Here is a 19,829-nt window from a genome sequence, read left to right on the forward strand (position 1 = left end):
GGGTGCTCTCGGTGGGAGCTGGGGTTCTGTCGGCGAGATTTCGGGTTCTGTCGGCGCGGGTCCGGGTTCTGTCGGCGAGATTTTGGGTTCTGTCGGCGCGGGTCCGGGTTCTGTCGGCGCGTGTTCGGGTTCTGTCGGCGCAGGCCTGGCTCTGGTTGGTCAGAGGGTGGCGAGACCGACGATGACGCCGACGGCGAGTGCGATCATGACGAGCGCCGCGAGCACGACCGGGGGATCGACACGGCGTCGCCGGGTGGGGCGCGGTGCGGGGGCGTAGCGTCCCGTCGGCGCGTCGATCCGCAACGGGCGGGTCGGTGCCTCGTAGTAGGCGCCGCGGGCCTCGATCGGCTCGGCCGGGGGGATCTCGATCCCGGGCCGATGGTGGACCCAGGACGAGCTGCCGTGTGTGGCCGTACTGCGCTGTGTGGACGAGCCGGCCTGGGTGGACGGGCCATGTGGCTGCGTGGACGTGCTGTGTGACAGACGGGTAGTGGGTCCGTTTCCGGTCACTGAGGAGTGCACACCTTCCATTGGTCGCCGGATTTCTGCAGATTGATCGTCACGGTCATGGGGTCGTTCGGGTTCGTGCTGTGCACCGCCGACACCTCGACCACGGCCTGACTTCCGTCGCCGGTCACCTTGACGGCCTTGACGTCGTCGACGCGGATCAGTTCGTCGCGACTCTTCTGCCCGTCGTAGATCTTCTGGAAATCCGAGTCGCTGATCGACTGGTAGAACTGGTTGCGCTCACCACACGTCACCGACCGCAGCGTTTCCAGGTCGCCCTCATAGAGCGCGGTGGAGAATTTCTCGGCGGCGTCGGCCGCCTCGTCGGCGGGAGCCGGTGGCCGCAGGTTGAGGTACGCGAAAACCCCACCGACGACGACGGCGATCAGCACGATCACCGCGGCACCGATGATCCACGGCAGACGACGACGGCCGCTGGACTTCGCCTTCGACTGGGATGTCTCGTCCTTGCCGCGGATGACCTCGGGCTTGTGCGCGGTCGTGGACCAGCCCTGCGAGGCCGTGGTGGCCGCGGCGGTGGCGGCGGCGGCGCCGGCTGTTGCCGGCAGGACCTTGGTCGAGCCCGATTCCGAATCGTCCTCGGTCTCGTCGCCGCCGGTAACCGTGTCGTTCTCGGTGGCGGATTTCGTTTCGTCGGCCGATGCGGGCTCGTCGACATCGACCCATTCGTCGGTCGAGTCGGTCGTGTCCGTGGTGTCGGTGGTGTCGGCTTCGTCCGGCGCGGCGGTGGCGGCGGCCCCGGCGACCCCGGCACCGAGCGCGTTGATCTCCGACAGATCGTCGAGCTCGTCGGCGTCGGGGAGGTCGTCGCGGCGAATGACCGTGGTCGCCGAATCGGTGGGGTTGGCACTGCCGCCGGGCTTCGGGTGCGTCGACACCGACTCGTCGGGTTCTTCGTCGGTTGCTTCGCCGCTGTCGTCGCCAGACAGTGCGTCGATGCTGTCGAGGTCGGCCAGATCGGCGGTGTCGGGCAGATCTTGGCGACGGATGACCTTGGTGGACGAGTCGATCCCGAGCCCGCCCTTCGGCTTGGGTCGTACGGCTTCGGCCGGCTCCGGGCTCTCGACGGCGTCCGCCGGGCTGTCGTCGGCTTCAGCGGTGTCGGCGTCAGTGGCATCCGCCGCTGCGTCGGTGACGTCGGAGTCCTCGGCCGGCGCGAGGTCCGCGTTCGTGTCGTCGGTGTTGTCGGTGCCGGTCTCGATGTCGCTCGTGTCCGGATCCGACGGGGACTCATCGTGCAATTCGGCGACGTCGGTGTCGTGCGGCCCGTCGGCGTCCGATTCCGAGGTCGTCCGGGAGTCCTCATCCGCGGTGTCGGCGTCTGCTGCGTCGGCGTCTGCTGCGTCGCCCTCTGCCGTGTCTGCGTTTGCCGTGTCGCCCTCTGCCGTGTCGCCCCCTGCCGCGTCGCCCCCTGCCGCGTCGCCCTCTGCCTGGTCGCCATCGGTCGCGACGGTCCCGGTCGGCTCGTCGTCGGTGCTCATGGTGTCGGCGGCACCGTTGGCCTCTGCACTGTTGGCCTCGGCGCCGTCCGTATCGGCGCCTGCCTGGTCGACATCCGCTCCGCCGACGTGCTTCTCGTCGTCCGATACAGGACCGGTCACATCGTCTGTGTTCGTCGCGTCTGTCACCGCTGCGTCGTCGCCCTTCGTACTGTCTACCCAGGAATCGTCCGGTCCACGGCGGCCGGTTCGGGCCGCGTGGTCGTTGTTGCGATTGCGCCATGCATGCAGGGCGCGTCCGACCAACGAGCCCTGTTCATCTCGCGATGGAGGCATCGTCGTGTACACCCCGCTTCCCCGGATTGGATCTGATCGGCGTCGGTGAGTTCGTGACGACTCCGCCGTGTGGGTTTGCGTCGTGGCCGATCGCGTCATTCACCCTAGCGAATGCGCACCGGATACAGCACTCGGTGGGCGCCGAAGTGACCGAGTCGAACCACGGCCCGCCGACCGGGCCGGCGTACAGCGGGGTCGGGGCTGGTCGAAGACCCGACCGGCGCCAGGGTGATTCAATAGGACGATGACTTCCTTCGGAGACCTCCTGGGCCCGCAGCCGGTGCTGCTCACCGGCGACGACGAGGCCGAATCGGACCTGCTCAACGGCGCCGATCCGGCGCAGACCGCGGCGGCGCACCCCACCGCGTCGATCGCCTGGGCATATCTGGCCGACGCCGCGCTCGACGCCTCTGACGGCGGCGCCGACGTCCGGAAGGTGATCGAGGCCTACGGCTACGCCCGCACCGGCTATCACCGTGGACTCGACCAGCTCCGTCGTCATGGATGGAAGGGCTTCGGGCCGGTGCCGTGGAGCCACGAACCCAACCAGGGCTTCCTGCGGTGCGTCGGGGCGCTGGCCCGGGCCGCCCAGGCGGTCGGCGAAGAGGACGAATACCTGCGCTGCCTGGACCTTCTCAACGACAGCGATCCCACCGCCGCGCAGCACCTCGGATTGGCTTGACCGACTGGCTGCGCACGCGCCTGAACGCGTTGCCGGCACCCGTGCGGCGACGCGTTCGTCGACTGTGGCTGTCTCTGGTCCCGATCGCACAGTGTTCGCTCGCCGCCGGCGTCGCCTGGTGGGTGGCGGTCCACGTCTTCGGCCATCCGCAGCCGTTCTTCGCCCCCATCGCGGCGGTCATCTCCCTGGGGTTGTCGCTGGGCAAGCGGTGGCGCCGGACGGTCGAACTGGTCGCAGGCGTCACGATCGGCATCCTCGTCGGCGATCTACTCATCTCCGTGATCGGTTCCGGAGCGTGGCAGATCATCGTGGTGGTCGCGCTGGCGATGGCGGTCGCGGTGTTCCTCGACGACGGTCCACTCATCCCGATGCAGGCGGCGTCGTCGGCGGCGCTGGTGGCCACCCTGCTGCCGCCCGGTGGGGTCGGTGGCTTCCATCGGGCGATCGACGCCCTGATCGGCGGGGTGATCGGCATCGTCATCGGCGCACTGATCCCGGTGAACCCCGCGCACCGGGCCCGACGAGACGCCGCCGGGGTACTGGCCACCATGCGTGACGCCGCCCGACGCCTCGCCGGCGGATTGCGTGACATGAACGAACCCGAGGTGTTCGCCGCTCTCGAGGTCGCGCGCGGTACGCAGGAGGCGATCAACACGATGCGCGCCGACATGCGCGGAGGCCGGGAGGTCAGCAACATCTCGCCGCTCTACTGGAATTCGCGTGAGCGACTCCAACGGATCTCGGCGACCGCTGATCCCATCGACAACGCAGTCCGCAACTTCCGGGTCATCGCACGACGCGCGCTGGGGATGACCCAACGCGGCGAGCCTCTGAACCCCGAGATGATCGAGATCATCGCCGACGTCGGTGAGGCGTTCGAGGTGCTCCGCGCGATGATGATCGCGAAACCGGGCGAGGAGCCCGACCCCGCCGACGCCGCGCGCGTGCTTCGCACCATCGCACGGAAGGCCAAGGCGGAACTGGTCGAGGACAGCTCACTGTCGGAAACCGCGGTCATGGCCGAGCTGCGATCACTGCTCATCGACATGCTGATGGTTGCCGGTCTGCGCCGGTCGTCGGCGGCCGCAACACTGCGCTGAGCCCGCCGTTCCGCTGGGCCGAACGGCCCTTGTCATATATGCGAAAGTCTGCATATATTGGCCCCACGATGGGTCACTCACATTCACACACGCATGCCGAGCCGGCCGGCTCGGTGTCGAAGCGCCGGATCTGGCCGATGGCTGTCGCCGTCGCGATCATCGGTGCCTACTTCGTCGTCGAGCTGACCACGGGCCTCGTCGTCAACTCTCTGGCCTTGATCGCCGACGCCGGACACATGCTCACCGACGTCGTCGCCCTGATGATGGGCCTGGTCGCGTTGCTGCTGGCCAAGCACGGATCGAGCACCGACGACCGCAGTTTCGGCTGGCATCGCGCCGAGGTGTTCACCGCGGTCGCCAACGCCGTGCTGCTGATCGGCGTCGCTGCGTTCGTCCTGTACGAGGCAATCCGGCGACTCGGCACACATCCGGAAGTGCCCGGCCTCACCCTGATCGTGGTCGCGCTGATCGGCCTGGCCGTGAACGTCGCGATGATGCTGCTGCTACGAGCCGATTCGCAGGAGTCGATCGCGGTCCGCGGTGCCTATCTCGAGGTACTGGCCGACGCCGTCGGCAGCGTCGGCGTCCTGATCGCCGGTGTCATCGCGCTGACCACCGGGTGGGGATACGCCGACGTCGTGGTCGCGGTGCTCATCGCGATCTGGGTGGTGCCGCGCGCAGTGCGGCTGGCACTGGACGCGATGCGCATCCTCAATCAGCAGGCACCCGCCCACGTCGACGTCGACGCCCTACGCAAGGAGCTCGCCGCGATCCCCGCCGTCGACGACGTCCACGATCTCCATGTCTGGTCGCTCACCACCGGGATGGACGTGGCCACGGTGCACCTCGACAGCGACGGTTCCAACAGCGACGTGCTGACCGCCGCGCAGGCGGTGATGGCCCGCCACGGCCTCGAACACGCCACCATTCAGGTCGACCCGCAGGAGGTCCAGCGACGCTGCCGCGACGAGCTGCAGTGGTGACCCGGCGAACCGGCGTGATCCGCCGGCCGAAAACCTGCTGACAATCGACCGGCGGACCCGCCATGCTGTCTGCCATGTCCGATGACGCGCTCTCCACGCTGACCCGCAAACCCGACCGCGGCGGTGACCGCGCACTGCTCGACGAGGTCCTCGACGAGGCGCGGGTCGGGGTGCTGGCCACGGTCACCGACGACGGTCTGCCGTGGTCGGTGCCGATGCTCGCCGCGCGGGACCGGGATCGGTTGCTGATCCACGGATCGTCCGGCGCGGGCGCGTTGCGTCACGTCGCTGCGGGAGCGCCCGTGACCTTCACCGCGTTCCTCGTGGACGGCCTCGTCGTCGCCGACATTCTCTTCGACCACTCGGTGAACTACCGATCGGCGGTGGTCCGCGGAACGCTGCATCGGATCGACCCGGACGACGCCGCACGCGCCCTCGACATCTTCTCCGACGCGATCCTGCCGGGCCGCAGCGCCGAGGTGCGTGACCACACCCGCAAAGAACTGTCCTCGACGACGATTCTCGCGCTGCCCATCGTCGACGGACAGTGGCTGGCCAAGGCGCGCTCGGGTGGGCCGGGATCGGCCGAGGCGTCGGGTTGGACCGGGCACATCCCGATGACCGTCACGTATGGCGAGCCGGTCGCCGCGACGGCGGGTGACCTTCCAGAATCGGTGGCCGGCCTCTACCGGCACAAGGAACACGGCTCCCGCCGGTGAAGGGTCCGGTCCGGATTCCGGTCGCAGCCGATCTACAGCCGCACCCCTGACTCAGAGTCTTCGAACAGATGGGCTCGCGACGCATCCGGCAGCAGCCGGACACGGTCGCCCTTGCGGGGCGGGGCGGAAACGTCCGCACGGGCGACGACGTCGATGCGAGCGCCATCGGGTCCGAGGACGTGCGCGAACACGTGCGCCTCGGAGCCGAGTTCCTCGATGACGTCGACGGTGGCCTCGATCCCCTCGGCAGAGTCGAGCGGACGGACCTCGATGTGCTCGGGACGGATCCCGACCACCACGGTGTCGCGCGCGCCGACCGCATCGCGCGTGGCGGGCACCACCAGCCCGGCGAGGCTGACGCCACCATCGACAACCGGTACGGCCACCAGATTCATCGCCGGGGATCCCATGAAGCCGGCGACGAACCGGTTGGCCGGAGCGTCGTAGAGTTCCCGTGGTGCCGCGCACTGTTGCAGCACACCTGCCCTGAGCACCGCGACACGGTCACCCATGGTCATCGCCTCCACCTGGTCATGGGTCACGTACACGGTGGTGGTGCCCAGACGCGCTTGCAATGAGGCGATCTGGGTGCGGGTGGCCACGCGCAGCTTCGCATCGAGATTCGACAGGGGCTCGTCCATCAGGAACACCCGCGGCGAGCGGACGATCGCGCGGCCCATGGCGACACGCTGACGCTGGCCGCCCGACAGCGCCTTCGGCTTGCGGTCCAAGTAGTCGTTGAGGTCGAGGATGCGGGCCGCCTCGGTCACCCGGTCGGCGATGTCGGACTTGGGCACCCCGGCGAGTTTCAAAGCGAAACCCATGTTCTCGGCGACACTCATGTGGGGGTAGAGCGCGTAATTCTGGAACACCATCGCGATGTCGCGGTCCTTGGGATCGACGTCGGTGACGTCGTCGTCGCCGATGAGGATGCGGCCGTCGTCGACGTCCTCGAGACCGGCGAGCATGCGCAGCGACGTGGACTTGCCGCACCCGGACGGCCCGACCAGGACGAGGAATTCCCCGTCCTCGATGTGCAGGTCGAGGGTGTGGACGGCGGGCTTGTCGGTGCCGGGGAAGAGTTTGGTGACCTTGTCGAAGGTGATGGAGGCCATGGCGTGCACCTTTCTGGGAGCGGGTGGTATCGGAAGATGTTGTGGAGGTGTCTACTTGACGCCACCGGCGGTGAGCCCGGCGACGATGCGGCGTTGGAGCAGAAGGACCATCAGGATCAATGGGACGGTGACGATGGTGCCGGCCGCCATGATCGAACCGAACGGGTCCTCGTGTGGTTGCGATCCGGCGAACGAGGCGATCGCGACGGTGGCCGGTTGGGTCTTCTCGTCGGCGAGCTGGCTGGCGATCAGATACTCATTCCAGGCCGCGATGAAGGCTAGGATCGCCGTGGTCACCATGCCCGGTGCGGCCAAGGGCAGCAACACCGTTCGAAACGCGCGCAGCCGGGATGCGCCGTCGAGACGGGCCGCTTCCTCGAGCTCCCAGGGCAGTTCGCGGAAGAACGTGGTGAGGGTGTAGATCGTCAACGGCAACACGAAAGAGATGTCGGGGATGATCAGTGCGGGGTAGGTGCCGTACCAGCCGACGTTGGTGAACAGCTGGAACAGCGGGGTGAGCAGTGCGACTCCGGGGAACATCGACGCCGCGAGGATGGCGCCCATCACCACGTTCTTGCCGCGGAAGTCCATGCGCGCCAACGCATAGGCGGTGAACACCCCGGCGATCAACGCGATCACGGTGGTGGCCGCGCCGATGATGACGCTGTTGATCATGGCGCGCGCGAAGTGATTTCCGCTCGCGGTGGAGAACACCCCGGTGAAGTTCGAGAAGGTGACGTGGGTGGGCCACGGGGTGGTGTCGAAGATGTAGGCGGGATCGCGAAATGCGCTGACCACCATCCAGTACACGGGGGCGAGACCCCAGACGATGACCAGGGCGAGCCCGAGGTTGTTGCGGAGCGAGGCGAATCGTTCGGTGTGACGTTTACGAGCGGCGCGGCCGGTGGCGACCGGGCTGACGGTGAGCGTGGCCATTCCTCAGGCCCCCTTTCGTTGCGCGTTCTGGGTTGCGACGACGTTGATACTGAGCGTCTTCACCAGCAGCCAGGCGATGAGGAAGACGAGTCCGAAGGTGATGGTGGACAACGCGGATGCGCTGTTGAAGCCTTGGCGCATCTGATCGACGACCAGGATGGACAGGGTGGTGGTGGAGCCGTCTCCGCCGCCGGTCATGATGGCCGGCAGGTCATACATCCGCAGCGCGTCCAGGGCGCGGAACAGCACCGCCACCACGATCGCGGGTTTGATCAGCGGGAAGGTGATGTAGCGGAACTGCTGCCACCGCGACGCTCCGTCGACACGTGCGGCCTCGTAGGTCTGCTGCGGGATCATCTGCAGACCGGCGAGGATCAACAACGCGACGAAGGGCGTGGTCTTCCAGACATCGGCGATGACCACGGCGAATCGTGACGGCCACACCTCACTGGTCCACATGATGTGGGTGCCGAGCAGCCGGTTGGCGATCCCGTCGTAAGCGAAGATGTAGGCCCACAGCTTGGCGCTGACCGCGGTCGGGATCGCCCACGCGACCAGCACGCTGGTGCGGATGAGCGCTCGGCCCCGCATCGTGCGGTGCATGATGTTGGCGAACCAGAGTCCCAGCCCCACCTCCAGCGACACGGTCACCACGGCGAAGAACAGCGTGACGAACACCGACACCCAGAACAGTGATCCGAGTGTGCCTTCCGGGCAGGAGACCGTCTGGCCGGAGGCGTCGGTGCACTGCTGCAGAAACCAGTGTTTGTAGTTGGCGAACCCAACCCATCCCTGGCCGACGAACCGGCCGATCGCGGTGTCGATCGTCGGGTCGCCGCGGAACGACATGACGATCGCGCTGATGACCGGATAGCCGATGACGATGGCGAGCAGGACCACGGTCGGGGCGATGAGTGCGGGAACCGCGAGACTGCGCTTGCGTCGGCGCCGTCCGGGAGTTTCGGGCGCGGTGTCGCCGCTGACGTTCGGTGGGGTCGGTTCGTCGGATAGACGGGGAGGTGATTCGATTCGAGTGGTCATCGGATACTCCTAGGACTGGGATGCGCCGATCGAGGCACTGATGTCGCGGGCGGCGGTGTCGACGTCCTTGGTGCCCTGCAGCAGCGAGTAGACGTTGCTCTGCACCGCGCGGGTGATGGCCGGATAGTAGGGACTCACCGGACGTGGCACGGCATTCTGGATCGAGGTGAGAAGTGTTTCGAGATAAGGGAATTCGCTCTGCAACGCGGGATCGTCGTAGAGGGATGCGCGGACCGGGGCCAAGGAACCCACTTCCAGGAACGAGCGCTGCTGCTCCCCAGACGCCAGGAACTCCAGAAAGTCTCGCGCCGTCGCCTTGTGCTGGGAGAACACGTTGATGGCCGCGTTGTGCCCGCCGAGCGACGAGTTGCCGATGCCGTCGTGGCCGGGCAAGGGGGCGATACCGAACTTGCCGGCCACCTCGGAGCCCTCGGCGCTCATCAGGCTGTACACATACGGCCAGTTCCGCATGAACAGCAGCTGCCCGGTCTGGAACGCCTGGCGGGCCTGCTCTTCCTGGAAGGTCAGTGCTGCGCGGGGTATGTTCCCGTCGGCGAAGGCCGCGGCCAGCGCCTGCAGTCCGGCCTTGGCCTTGGGTGAGTCGATGGTGGGGGTGATGCCGTCGTCGGCGACGATGGATCCGTCTGCGCTGTTGATCGCCTCCGCGGCGTTCACCGCCAGCCCTTCGTACTGCGCGAACTGGCCTGCATAGCAACCGATGTGGTGCTCACGGGCGATGCTGCAGTCGTTCATCATCGCCGACCAGGTGGCCGGCGGGGCGGGCACGAGATCCTTGCGATAAAACAACATGCCACCGTCGCTGGTGGTCGGCATGGCCCACAGCTGTCCGCCGTAGGACGCGCCACGCACGGTCGCCGGGATGAGTCCCGAGGTGTCCACCGCCATCGGACCGGCCAGCTGTTGCAGCCATCCACGCGCGGCGAACTCGGCCGTCCAGACGACGTCCACGGTCACGACGTCGTAGCCGGTGTCGCGGGCCTGGAAGTGCTGGACCAGATCCTGGTGCTGCTGATCGGCCTGGTCGGTCTGCTCCTTGATGGTGACCCTTTCGCCCGGGTGCGAGGCATTCCAGCGGGCCACCAGAGGCGGGAGCACCCCCGAGTTGTCCTTGCCCTGGACGAAGGTGATCGGTCCGCGGCCGTCGAGATGCTCGTGCTGGGAGTCGGAAGCGACCTGCAGACTGTCGTCCGCGCAACCGGCGACGGCGGCGGTGAGCCCGACTGTTGTCAGCAGCGCGGCGGCGATGCGTCGGATGCGCATGTCAGACGTCCTCCTCGACCAGCCACACGGTGGTATCGGGCGGGAGGATCTCGCCGGTGGCCGTCGGGTGCGACGCGATCAGCATCCGGGTGCCCGCGGGCAGCACGATCTCGTGCGGTCCGGTGTTGACCCAGACCTGCACCCGGCCGCGACGGAAGGCGAGCACGCCGTCGGCGTCGTCGAGCCACTCGATCTCCTCCACGAAACCGCCCTCGGCGCAACTGTCCTCCACGCAACCGTCGTCCACGCCGCGGAAGACGTTGCGCCGCAGTGTCAGGGCTTCGCGATACATCCACAGCGCGGAGTTCGGGTCGGCTTCCGCGGCGGCGACGGTCAGCTCCGACCAGTCCTGCGGCTGCGGCAACCACGGATCGACGGCCTCGTGCGGCGAGAAACCGTAGGGCGGTGCGTCGCCGGAGAAGGGGATGGGCACGCGGCATCCGTCGCGGCCCACGTCGGTGTAGCCGGACTGCACCCACGTCGGGTCCTGACGGCGGTCGTGCGGAATCTGCTCGTGCTCGGCCAGCAGCAGTTCGTCACCCTGATAGAGGTAGGCGGTGCCGGGTAGCGCGAGTTGCAACAGCGCCGCGCCCCGGGCGCGCCGTCGACCCAGCTCGAGATCGGGCTCCTCGGCGGCCCATCGGGCCCGGTCCCACTCCGACTCGATCAGATGATCCGGCTGCGAGCGTGCGTAGCGGGTCACCGGGCGCACCACGTCGTGGTTTGCCAACACCCAGGTCGACGGTGCCCCGACGGCCCGGGCCTGGTCGAGGGAGTCGTCGATCACCGCCCGCAGCTGGGCAGCACGCCACGGGGCGCGCAGGAAGTCGAACTGGAAGGCGGTGTGCAGCTCGTCGGGGCGCAGGTAGCGCGCGAGGCGCTCGTTGTCGGGCACCCACGCCTCGGCGACGAACACCCGAGGCGGATCGAACTCGTCGGCCACCGACCGCCACCGGCGGTAGATGTCGTGGACGCCCTCCTGATCCCACGCCGGATGCGGTTTGGTGTGCTGGGTGCCCGGTGTGATCGCACCGGCGTCGGGGAGTGCGGGGTTCTTGACCAGCCCGTGGGCGACGTCGATGCGGAACCCGTCGAGGCCGCGGGAGAACCAGAACCGCAGGATGTCGTCGAATTCGGCTCGGACCGACGGGTGCTCCCAGTTCAGATCGGGCTGTGCCGGGGCGAACAGGTGCAGATACCAGCTGCCGTCGTCGACCCGCGACCACGCCGGGCCGCCGAAAGCGCTGAGCCAGTCATTGGGAGGCTGTTCGCCGTCGGCGCCGCGGCCCGGTCGGAAGATGAACTTGTCGCGTGCTCCGGGCTCGTCGCGCAGCGCGGCGTGGAACCACGCGTGATCTGCGGACACATGGTTGGGGACGATGTCGGCGATCACCCGGATTCCGGCGCGGTGTGCCTCGTCGATGAGCTGCTCGGCCTCGGCGAGGTCGCCGAATGACGGGTCGATCTGCCGAAAGTCGGCGACATCGTAGCCGGCGTCGATCATCGGTGAGCGGTACCAGGGGTTGATCCAGATCGCGTCGACGCCGAGCTCGTGTAGGTGGCCGAGTTTGCTGCGCAGGCCGGTCAGATCGCCGACACCGTCCCCGTTTCCGTCGGAGAAGCTGCGGATATAGACCTGGTAGACCACCGCGGACCGCCACCAGTCGTGGTCGTTGAGCTCGATGCCGTGTGCGGATGCGGTTGGTACGGGACGAGTTGTCATGGAGCTGCTCCTGGGTGCTGGGCCGGGATCCTGAGATGTTGCGAGAACCGCAAACGTTTTCGTGCGACAACTGTGGCGGCAATCACAGATGATGTCAAGACGAAGGGTGAATTTATGTGTTTTAACTGCGAAGTATCTGGTGATCGCTAGTTCTCTGCTCGCAGTTGAAGTGACGTTGACCGCATTTGCGCAAGTATTTGCGTCAAAGGTGACCTAAGGTGAGTGACGTGATTCCCAGGCAACAGGTGAACATGCACGACGTGGCGCAGCGGCTCGGTGTGTCGATCTCGACGGTCTCGCGCGCGTTGCGTGGTCAGGCGGGCGTGTCCGAGGCGATGCGCCAACGGGTGCTCGCCGAGGCCGAGGCGATGTCCTACGTGGTCTCGCCCGCCGCGTCGTCGCTCAGCGGTGGCGCGACCGGACGGGTAGGTGTGCTCGTACCGCAGATCGATATCTGGTTCTACTCGTCGGTCGTCGCGGGTATCGAGAGCCGGCTTCGTGCCGAAGGTCTCGACGTCCAGCTGTGTTGCCTACCGACAACCCGGGAACGCTTCGACTTCTTCGAGCGACTGCCGTTGCGACGCAAGGTGGATGCGCTGGTCGTCGCGAGCTTTCCGCTCGACGAGCGTGCCCGCACGCGGCTGGAGTCGATGGGAATGCCGGTGGTCATGGTGGAGGAAGAGGTCGAGGGCTTTCCGGGTGTCCGCATCGACGATCAGGTGGCCGCGACGATGGCCGTCGAGCACCTCCTGCGCGCCGGTCATCGGCGCATCGCGATGATTCGGACTTCCGATCCCGAGGGCCGGGTGTGGGCGGCCGACATCGCGCGTCTCGACGGATACCGCGCGGCGCTGTCCGCGCATGGCGTCATTCCCGACGACGACCTGGTGATCAAAGTGCCCTGGGGTATCGAGGGCGGTGCGTCGGCGATGGAGATGCTGCTGAGCCGGCCCGACCCGCCGACCGCGGTGTTCTGTTTCTCCGACGAGGTGGCCATCGGCGCCCTGCGCACGTTGCGGCGCGCCGGACTGTCCGTGCCGGCGGAGATGTCGGTCGTCTCTGTCGACGATCATCCGATGGCCGAGCTGATGGACCTCACCACGGTCCGTCAGCCGGTGCACGAGATGGGAACGGCCGCAGCGGAGATCATCTTGGCGACGCTGCGCGGAGAAGAACCGGAGTCGGTGGTGCTCCCCACGCGACTGGTGATCCGGCACAGCACGCGACGACTCGAGTGACTCTGCGTGCCTCGAACGCCGGCGCCGCGGCTCTACCGCCAGAACACGAACAGATTCCAGCCGTAGGAGGCCAGCGCGCTGGGCACCCCGGACAGGCCGAACAGCCAGTAGATGAGGTCGAAGAAGGCGCGGTTGAGGAACGGGATGAACAGCAGCGCGAACACGATGAGGAAGCCGTACGGCGCGATCTTGCTCACCGACGCACGCGTCTGGTCCGACAGATACGGCTCGATCGCTCCGTACCCGTCGAAACCGGGGACCGGCAGGATGTTCAGCACCGCCGCGGTGATCTGCAGGAACGCCAGCATCGACAGCGCCGCCCACAGATTGAAGCCGCGGTCGACGTAGAGGACGCCACCGAAACCGTACGTGCCGAAAGCATCCGGCGAGGCGAACCGGACGACCACCAGGAGGATCGCACCGAGCACAGCGTTGGTCACCGGGCCGGCCAGCGACACGATCGTGCGTTGGGCGCGGGTGAATCCGTGCTGGTTCACGTAGACCGCACCTCCGGGAAAGCCGATGCCGCCCAACAGGATGATCAGCAGGGGTAAACCGATCGAGAGCCCGGGGTGGGTGTAGCGCAACGGATTCAGCGTGAGATAGCCGCGCAGCTCGGCGTTGCGGTCGCCGAACCTGAATGCCGTGACCGCGTGCGCGAACTCGTGCAGGCACAGCGAGATCACCCACCCGGCCAGCACCAGCAGCAGTGTGCCGCCGACCGATTCCAGGTTGCGGCCGGGCTCCGATCCGGCGACCAGCCAGCCGCCGGCGATCGCCGCGACGACCAGTCCGAGAAAGATCCACCCGGGCCGGATGGCGCGCAGGATCTCACGGGTCGTCGGCGCAGCCGGGTGACGGTGCGGGCTGTTGGCTCCGAAGGTCATGGGCGTACCAGTTTCATGTCCACATGATGCCGGTAAAACGTCGACCGCTTCAGCACGCGCTGATTCACCACGCCCTCACGCTCCACGACGATGTTGGTGCCCCCGGTCTGCGCCGCCCGGCCCTGGTACCAGCGTCCCGGAAGCAGCAGGCGCTCCACCTGCGCACGCAGCCCGGGTTCCTGTGCAAGCGGTTCGATGAGCACCGAGCGCACCTCGCCGGTGAACAACCGCTGGTTGTCGACATAGGTCTCGCCGTGCAGTTTCGCGCCGTCGGCGCCGAGATGGCGGGCGCGGCCCACCACCACGGTCGCGGCGTCGTCGCGGATGAGCGGTGTCGTCGGCGCGGCGCCGTGGTCGGCGAGTTCACGCGCGGCCGGACCGTGAGGCAGCCCGTAGCGCTTGGTGGCAGGGGTCGCCTCCGGCGAGACGAACGCCACCTCGATGTCGAGGCGTTCGAGGACCATGAGGGCGGCCAGCACGTGGGCGAAAAAGGTATCGGACTCGTCGGCGATCGTCGGTGCCACCCGTTCCGCGACCCGGGGTTCCACGATCAGCCGAGTGACCCCGGCGTCGTCCAGGGCTGCGGTCACCGAGGCCCGGATGGCCTTCTTGTCGTCGGAGGACGAAGCCTGCGAGATCAGCGCAATCGACACACCGATAGCGTATCCACGCTCATGAACAAGTAGGGTTGGCCTGTTGTTCAGCGTGCCAACTCAAAGGAGTAACCGACCATGGCCGCGATCGTGCTTATCGGGGCCCAGTGGGGCGACGAGGGCAAAGGCAAGGCAACCGACCTGCTCGGCGGGAAACTGCAATGGGTGGTCCGCTATCAGGGCGGCAACAATGCAGGTCACACGGTTGTCCTCCCGAACGGCGAGACATTCGCCCTCCATCTGATCCCCTCCGGCATCCTCACCCCCGGCGTGCAGAACGTCATCGGCAACGGCGTGGTCGTCGATCCCGGTGTGCTGCTCACCGAGCTGGGCGGTCTCGAGGACCGCGACGTCGACACGTCGGGTCTGCTGATTTCGGCGGATGCGCATCTGCTGATGCCGTATCACGTGGCGATCGACAAGGTGACCGAACGGTTCCTCGGCAACAAGAAGATCGGCACCACCGGCCGCGGAATCGGTCCGTGCTACCAGGACAAGATCGCCCGCGTGGGTGTTCGGGTCGCCGACGTCCTCGACGAGAAGATCCTTGCGCAGAAGGTCGAGGCCTCCCTCGAGCTCAAGAACCAGATCCTGGTCAAGATCTACAACCGTCGTGCGCTCGATCCGGCGCAGGTCGTCGACGAGGTGCTGGGCCAGGCCGAGGGATTCAAGCACCGCATCGCCGACACCCGGCTGCTGCTCAACCAGGCCCTCGAGCGCGGCGAGACCGTGCTGCTGGAGGGTTCGCAGGGCACCCTGCTCGACGTCGACCACGGGACCTATCCGTACGTGACGTCGTCCAATCCGACTGCTGGTGGCGCCGCTGTCGGCGCGGGTATCGGGCCCAACAAGATCACCACCGTGCTCGGCATCCTCAAGGCCTACACCACCCGTGTCGGGTCGGGGCCGTTCCCGACCGAGCTGTTCGACGAATGGGGCGACTACCTGGCCAAGACCGGTGGCGAGGTGGGCGTCACCACCGGCCGGGCGCGGCGCTGCGGCTGGTTCGACGCGGTCATCGCGCGCTATGCGACCCGGGTCAACGGCATCACCGACTACTTCCTCACCAAACTCGACGTGCTCTCGAGCCTGGACACGGTGCCCATCTGTGTGGCCTACGACGTCGACGGCGAACGTGTCGAGGACATGCCGATGACCCAGACCGGGTTCCACCACGCCAAGCCCATCTACGAGGAGATGCCCGGCTGGTGGGAGGACATCTCGCAGTGCAAGCGTTTCGAGGATCTCCCGAAGAACGCTCAGGACTACATCCTTCGACTGGAAGAGCTTGCCGGAGCTCATGTCTCGTGCGTCGGCGTCGGGCCGGGACGAGATCAGACCATCGTGCGTCGCGAGATCGTCTAGCCGGAACGGTCCGGCGGGGGAGGGAATGGCGACACGGGACAGCAGGGACTACGGGTCGATCCTGCTCGGTTCCGCCGACGAGAGTTCGTTCCGTCAGCGCATCCGCATCCAGACGCTGCTGACCGCGATGATCGTCGTCGCCAATCTGTTCGGTGCCGCCATCGCGATCCTGTTGACGTCGGTGGGTATTCCGCAGCCGTCGGTGTTCCAGGCACGGTTGTGGTGGGTGAACTTCATCGCGCTGCCCGTCTACGTGGTGACCGCGTTCGTCATCGGGATCGGCCTCGGCACGGTGGTGGTGGTCCGGGACCTGCGTTGGGCGATCCGCGGTCAGGAGCCGACCGCGCGGGATGCGCGTCGTACCCAACGTGCGCCGTGGCGTCTGGTCGCCATCCAGGGGATTCTGTGGGGCGTCGCCACCGTGATGTTCACGATCATGTACGGGGTCATCGACCCCGCGCTGATCCCGAAGATCTTCTTCGTGATCACGCTCAGTGGCGTTGTCGTGGTGGCCAACTCGTATCTGCTCGTCGAGTTCGCATTGCGGCCGGTGCTCGCCGAGGTGATCAGCGCGGGGTACGGGCGCCGCAAACGCAGCGGTGTCCGGGCGCGGTCGCTGGTGTCGTGGCTGGTCGGTTCCGCGATCCCGATCAGCGGCATCCTGCTCGTGGTGCTGTTCGGGCTCTTCCGGGACGACACCGACAAACTCGACCTGTTCATCGGTGTCACCGTGCTGGCGGTGATCGCGCTGGGGACCGGGCTCATCCTGACCGTGCTGTCGAGTGTCAGTGTCACCGGGCCGATCCGGAGTGTGCGGTCGGGGATGAAACGGGTCCAGGACGGCGACGTCGACGTCGACCTCGTGGTGTACGACGGCACCGAGCTCGGCGACCTGCAGGTGGGGTTCAACCGCATGGTGACCGGACTGAGGGAACGTGAGCGGCTGCAGGATCTCTTCGGCCGGCATGTCGGCCGTGACGTTGCCGCGGCTGCGCTGCAACGTGATCCGGAGCTCGGCGGCGTCGAGCGCACGGTTGCCGTCGTGTTCGTCGACGTGATCGGTTCGACGACGCTCGCCGCCGGGCGCTCTCCGACCGAGGTGGTCGAGATCCTCAACCGGTTCTTCGCGGTGATCGTCGCGGCCGTCGAGCGGAGACAGGGCCTGGTGAACAAGTTCGAGGGCGACGCCGTGCTGGCCATCTTCGGTGCGCCGATCGATCTCGACGACGCCGGCGGTGCCGCGCTGTCCGCCGCGCGCGAGATCTCGTCACGCCTGGGGGCCGAGGTGCCCGACATTTCCGCCGGCATCGGCGTGAGTTATGGGCCGGTGGTCGCCGGAAACGTCGGGGCCATCGAACGTTTCGAATACACGGTGATCGGCGATCCGGTCAACGAGAGCGCGCGGCTGTCGGAGCTGGCCAAGCGCGACCCGACCCGCCCGCTGGCCTCAGCGCGCGCCATCGACGCCGCCGGCGGTGAGGCCGACGCGTGGGAGCGCCAGGAGGCCACGACGTTGCGCGGGCGGACCGAGGAGACGGTGGTCTACGCGGCCCGACGCCTGGTCGAGTAGCCCAGCCCGCTGGTCGAGTGACCGTCCGCTGGTCGAGTAGGTGCCGAGCCGTTAGGCGAGGTGCCGTATCGAGACCTCTTGTTCCGAAAGTGATCTCGATTCGCGACTCACTGCGTTCGCTGCTACTCGATCAGCAGGAGGCCGGAGACGGGTGACTGCTCGATCAGGCATCGCGATGCCTACTCGACTTCGCGGTCCATCTGACCCTCGGCGAAGTCCAGGCGGCGCAGTGCGGTGCGGAGCACCTCGTCGTCGATGTGGCCGGCGTCGCGCTCGTCGATGAACACCGCCCGCTGGATCTGCAACAGCTCCAAGCGCATCCGATTGCCGGCGGCCGTCGGGCTCTCGCCGATGTCCTCGGGGCCGCGACCGAGTTCCTCCCACCCGACATTGCGTTGCGTGGTCACCCATTTGCGCAACATCATCACCTGATGTCGGCGGGTGTCCTTCTCCGGCAGGTCCGCGGCCATCTCGTCGAGCCGTCGCTCGCATTCCCGCGACGCCCGGTCCTGCGCACCCGCATACGCCAGCCGGTCCCGGGCCGCATCGTCCCCGGCGACACCGAGCCTGCGGATCATCCACCCGAGCGAGGTGCCCTGGATCAGCAGGGTGCCGACCACCACGACGAAGGTGAGGAACAGGATCTCGGCACGGGCCGGGAACGCCCCGCCGTCATCGGTCATCAGCGGGATCGCGAACGCCGCGGCCAACGACACCACGCCCCGCATACCCGCCCAGCCGACGATGAACACCGCGCGTGGCGTCGGACGTTCCTCGCGTTCACGGATCTTCGACGACAGCACCCTGGGTAGGTAGGTGGCCGGATAGACCCAGAGGAAACGCGCCACGATCGTCGCGGTCAACACCAGGGCGGCGTCGATCGCCACCTGCACCCAGGACTCGCCGGCGAGCCCGCGGATGAGGAACGGCAGCTGCAGGCCGATGAGCAGGAACACGAAGGACTCGAGGACGGCGTCGATCGACTTGCGCACCGCGTCGTCCTGCAGGCGGGTCGCATACCCCATCCGCACCGACCGCTGACCGAGGAACAGCCCGGCCACAACCACCGCGATCACGCCCGATGCGTGCGCCTCCTCGGCGATGTAGTAGGTGCCGAACGGCACCATGAGGCCGATCGCGGTCTCCATCGGTGGGTCGGTCAACCACTGCCGCAGCCAGGTCACCGCGTAGCCGACGGCGAGCCCGATCACCAGACCTCCGACCGCGGCGATCGCGAAGGTCGACAGACCCTCCCACAACGAGGCCGTGGCACCGACGGCGGCGGCCAGAGCCACCCGGAACGCGGTCAGGGCGGTCGCGTCGTTCAGCAGGCTCTCGCCGCCGAGCAACGTCATCAGTCGGCGCGGCAGCCCCACCCGGCGGCCGATCGCCTGCGCCGACACCGCGTCCGGCGGGGCGACGACGGCACCGAGCACCAGCGCCGCCGCCAACGGCAGGTTCGGCACCGTCCAGTAGGCGACCAGACCGACGATCACCGTGGTGAACAGCGGCAGGCCGATCGCGAGCAGCCCGATGGCCCGCCGATTGGCCCTGATCGCCTGATACGAACTCTCCTGGGCGGCGGAGTACAACAACGGCGGCAGGATCAGGAACAGGACCAGCTCCGGCTCGAGCATCACCTCGGGGGTGCCGGGAATCCAGCCGATCCCCAAACCGACGACGACCAGGATCAGGGGAGCCGACAGACCGAAGCGTCGGCACAGTGCGGCGATGACCACGGCCACCACCGCGACCAGCAACAGCGATGCGCTCACGCGAAGAACCTAACCCGCCGACGCAACCGCGGCCCGACGGTCCACCGGGATAATGGGGTCATGCGAATCTTCCGCCGCAGTTCCGATGACCGATCAGAGACCGACCGAGCAGACACCGCAAGCGGTGGCGGGGCTCGTTCCGCACGGTGCGCGGAGCTGGGCACCTACGGTGTCGACGCCAACACAGACCCGTCACCGCGCAGCGGCGACCTCGCCGCCTGCGAGGAATGCACCCAACTCGGCGAACATCATTGGGCGCACCTGCGGATCTGCCTGACCTGCGGACATGTCGGTTGCTGTGACTCCAGCCCGCGTCGTCACGCCAGCGCGCACTTCGACGAGACGGGTCACCCGGTGATGCGTTCGGCCGAGCCGGGAGAGGTGTGGCGGTGGTGCTACACACACGAGGTCATGGGCTGAGTCGTGGGCCTCGACGATCGACGTCTGCACGCGGTCGT

The 19,829-nt window shown here is 67.5% G+C and carries 18 protein-coding genes; 8 read left to right on the forward strand and 10 right to left on the reverse strand.

Features of this window, described 5'->3' with window-relative positions:
• Positions 1-159: 159 nt before the first annotated feature.
• Together AC4AMJ_RS01100 and AC4AMJ_RS01105 are read right to left on the reverse strand one after the other, a co-directional pair.
• Entirely contained in the window at positions 160-510 is a 351-nt protein-coding gene (locus tag AC4AMJ_RS01100; protein ID WP_489916739.1) for a hypothetical protein, read from the reverse strand.
• Positions 507-2,129: an Rv0361 family membrane protein gene (locus AC4AMJ_RS01105; protein ID WP_489916741.1), complete on the reverse strand. Its 1,623-nt coding sequence runs from the start codon at positions 2,127-2,129 to the stop codon at positions 507-509. Before AC4AMJ_RS01105 ends, AC4AMJ_RS01100 begins: the two co-directional genes overlap by 4 nt.
• 418 nt (positions 2,130-2,547) lie before the next feature.
• Between AC4AMJ_RS01105 and AC4AMJ_RS01110 the strand changes: the two genes are divergently transcribed.
• From AC4AMJ_RS01110 to AC4AMJ_RS01125, 4 genes are all read left to right on the forward strand, one after another.
• Positions 2,548-2,985 carry a DUF3151 domain-containing protein gene (locus AC4AMJ_RS01110; RefSeq protein ID WP_489897417.1) on the forward strand — a complete coding sequence of 146 codons (438 nt, stop codon included), beginning with the start codon at positions 2,548-2,550 and terminating at the stop codon, positions 2,983-2,985.
• Positions 2,982-4,085, forward strand: coding sequence for an FUSC family protein (locus AC4AMJ_RS01115; RefSeq protein WP_489897416.1), 1,104 nt, complete (start codon positions 2,982-2,984; stop codon positions 4,083-4,085). The genes AC4AMJ_RS01110 and AC4AMJ_RS01115 overlap by 4 nt, the downstream gene beginning before the upstream one ends.
• 68 nt (positions 4,086-4,153) lie before the next feature.
• Positions 4,154-5,068, forward strand: coding sequence for a cation diffusion facilitator family transporter (locus tag AC4AMJ_RS01120; RefSeq protein WP_489916743.1), 915 nt, complete (start codon positions 4,154-4,156; stop codon positions 5,066-5,068).
• Between the two features lie 74 nt (positions 5,069-5,142).
• On the forward strand, positions 5,143-5,787 hold the full coding sequence (locus AC4AMJ_RS01125) for a pyridoxamine 5'-phosphate oxidase family protein (protein ID WP_489916745.1): 645 nt from the start codon (positions 5,143-5,145) through the stop codon (positions 5,785-5,787).
• A gap of 32 nt (positions 5,788-5,819) precedes the next feature.
• Here AC4AMJ_RS01125 and AC4AMJ_RS01130 read toward each other — a convergent pair whose 3' ends face one another.
• Genes AC4AMJ_RS01130 through AC4AMJ_RS01150 form a run of 5 tightly spaced genes read right to left on the reverse strand, consistent with a single transcriptional unit; the run spans position 5,820 to position 11,883 of the window.
• Positions 5,820-6,902, reverse strand: a complete 1,083-nt coding sequence (locus tag AC4AMJ_RS01130; RefSeq protein ID WP_489916747.1) for an ABC transporter ATP-binding protein — start codon at positions 6,900-6,902, stop codon at positions 5,820-5,822.
• Positions 6,903-6,953: 51 nt separating this feature from the next.
• Entirely contained in the window at positions 6,954-7,838 is an 885-nt protein-coding gene (locus tag AC4AMJ_RS01135; RefSeq protein WP_489916749.1) for a carbohydrate ABC transporter permease, read from the reverse strand.
• Positions 7,839-7,841: 3 nt separating this feature from the next.
• Positions 7,842-8,879 carry a carbohydrate ABC transporter permease gene (locus AC4AMJ_RS01140; protein WP_489916751.1) on the reverse strand — a complete coding sequence of 346 codons (1,038 nt, stop codon included), beginning with the start codon at positions 8,877-8,879 and terminating at the stop codon, positions 7,842-7,844.
• A gap of 9 nt (positions 8,880-8,888) precedes the next feature.
• A complete protein-coding gene (locus AC4AMJ_RS01145) occupies positions 8,889-10,154 on the reverse strand; it encodes an ABC transporter substrate-binding protein (RefSeq protein WP_489918551.1) in 1,266 nt (421 codons plus the stop codon).
• Positions 10,155-10,161: 7 nt separating this feature from the next.
• Entirely contained in the window at positions 10,162-11,883 is a 1,722-nt protein-coding gene (locus tag AC4AMJ_RS01150) for a glycoside hydrolase family 13 protein (RefSeq protein WP_489916753.1), read from the reverse strand.
• Positions 11,884-12,110: 227 nt separating this feature from the next.
• Here AC4AMJ_RS01150 and AC4AMJ_RS01155 point away from each other — a divergent pair, with 227 nt between their 5' ends.
• Positions 12,111-13,121: a LacI family DNA-binding transcriptional regulator gene (locus AC4AMJ_RS01155; protein ID WP_489918552.1), complete on the forward strand. Its 1,011-nt coding sequence runs from the start codon at positions 12,111-12,113 to the stop codon at positions 13,119-13,121.
• 32 nt (positions 13,122-13,153) lie between these two features.
• On the opposite strand, the gene AC4AMJ_RS01160 is transcribed toward AC4AMJ_RS01155, so the two are convergent.
• Together AC4AMJ_RS01160 and AC4AMJ_RS01165 are read right to left on the reverse strand one after the other, a co-directional pair.
• On the reverse strand, positions 13,154-14,008 hold the full coding sequence (locus AC4AMJ_RS01160) for a site-2 protease family protein (RefSeq protein ID WP_489916755.1): 855 nt from the start codon (positions 14,006-14,008) through the stop codon (positions 13,154-13,156).
• Positions 14,005-14,661 (reverse strand): hypothetical protein, encoded by a 657-nt coding sequence (locus AC4AMJ_RS01165; RefSeq protein ID WP_489916757.1) that lies wholly within the window; start codon positions 14,659-14,661, stop codon positions 14,005-14,007. Before AC4AMJ_RS01165 ends, AC4AMJ_RS01160 begins: the two co-directional genes overlap by 4 nt.
• Positions 14,662-14,739: 78 nt before the next feature.
• Between AC4AMJ_RS01165 and AC4AMJ_RS01170 the strand changes: the two genes are divergently transcribed.
• Both AC4AMJ_RS01170 and AC4AMJ_RS01175 read left to right on the forward strand, forming a co-directional pair.
• Positions 14,740-16,026: an adenylosuccinate synthase gene (locus AC4AMJ_RS01170; RefSeq protein ID WP_489897411.1), complete on the forward strand. Its 1,287-nt coding sequence runs from the start codon at positions 14,740-14,742 to the stop codon at positions 16,024-16,026.
• 25 nt (positions 16,027-16,051) lie between these two features.
• Entirely contained in the window at positions 16,052-17,596 is a 1,545-nt protein-coding gene (locus AC4AMJ_RS01175; protein WP_489897410.1) for an adenylate/guanylate cyclase domain-containing protein, read from the forward strand.
• 179 nt (positions 17,597-17,775) lie between these two features.
• Here AC4AMJ_RS01175 and AC4AMJ_RS01180 read toward each other — a convergent pair whose 3' ends face one another.
• Entirely contained in the window at positions 17,776-19,371 is a 1,596-nt protein-coding gene (locus AC4AMJ_RS01180; RefSeq protein ID WP_489897409.1) for a Na+/H+ antiporter, read from the reverse strand.
• 60 nt (positions 19,372-19,431) lie between these two features.
• Here AC4AMJ_RS01180 and AC4AMJ_RS01185 point away from each other — a divergent pair, with 60 nt between their 5' ends.
• Positions 19,432-19,791, forward strand: a complete 360-nt coding sequence (locus AC4AMJ_RS01185; protein ID WP_489916759.1) for a UBP-type zinc finger domain-containing protein — start codon at positions 19,432-19,434, stop codon at positions 19,789-19,791.
• Positions 19,792-19,829 lie beyond the last annotated feature (38 nt).

Source organism: Gordonia sp. LMA484, assembly GCF_058129505.1.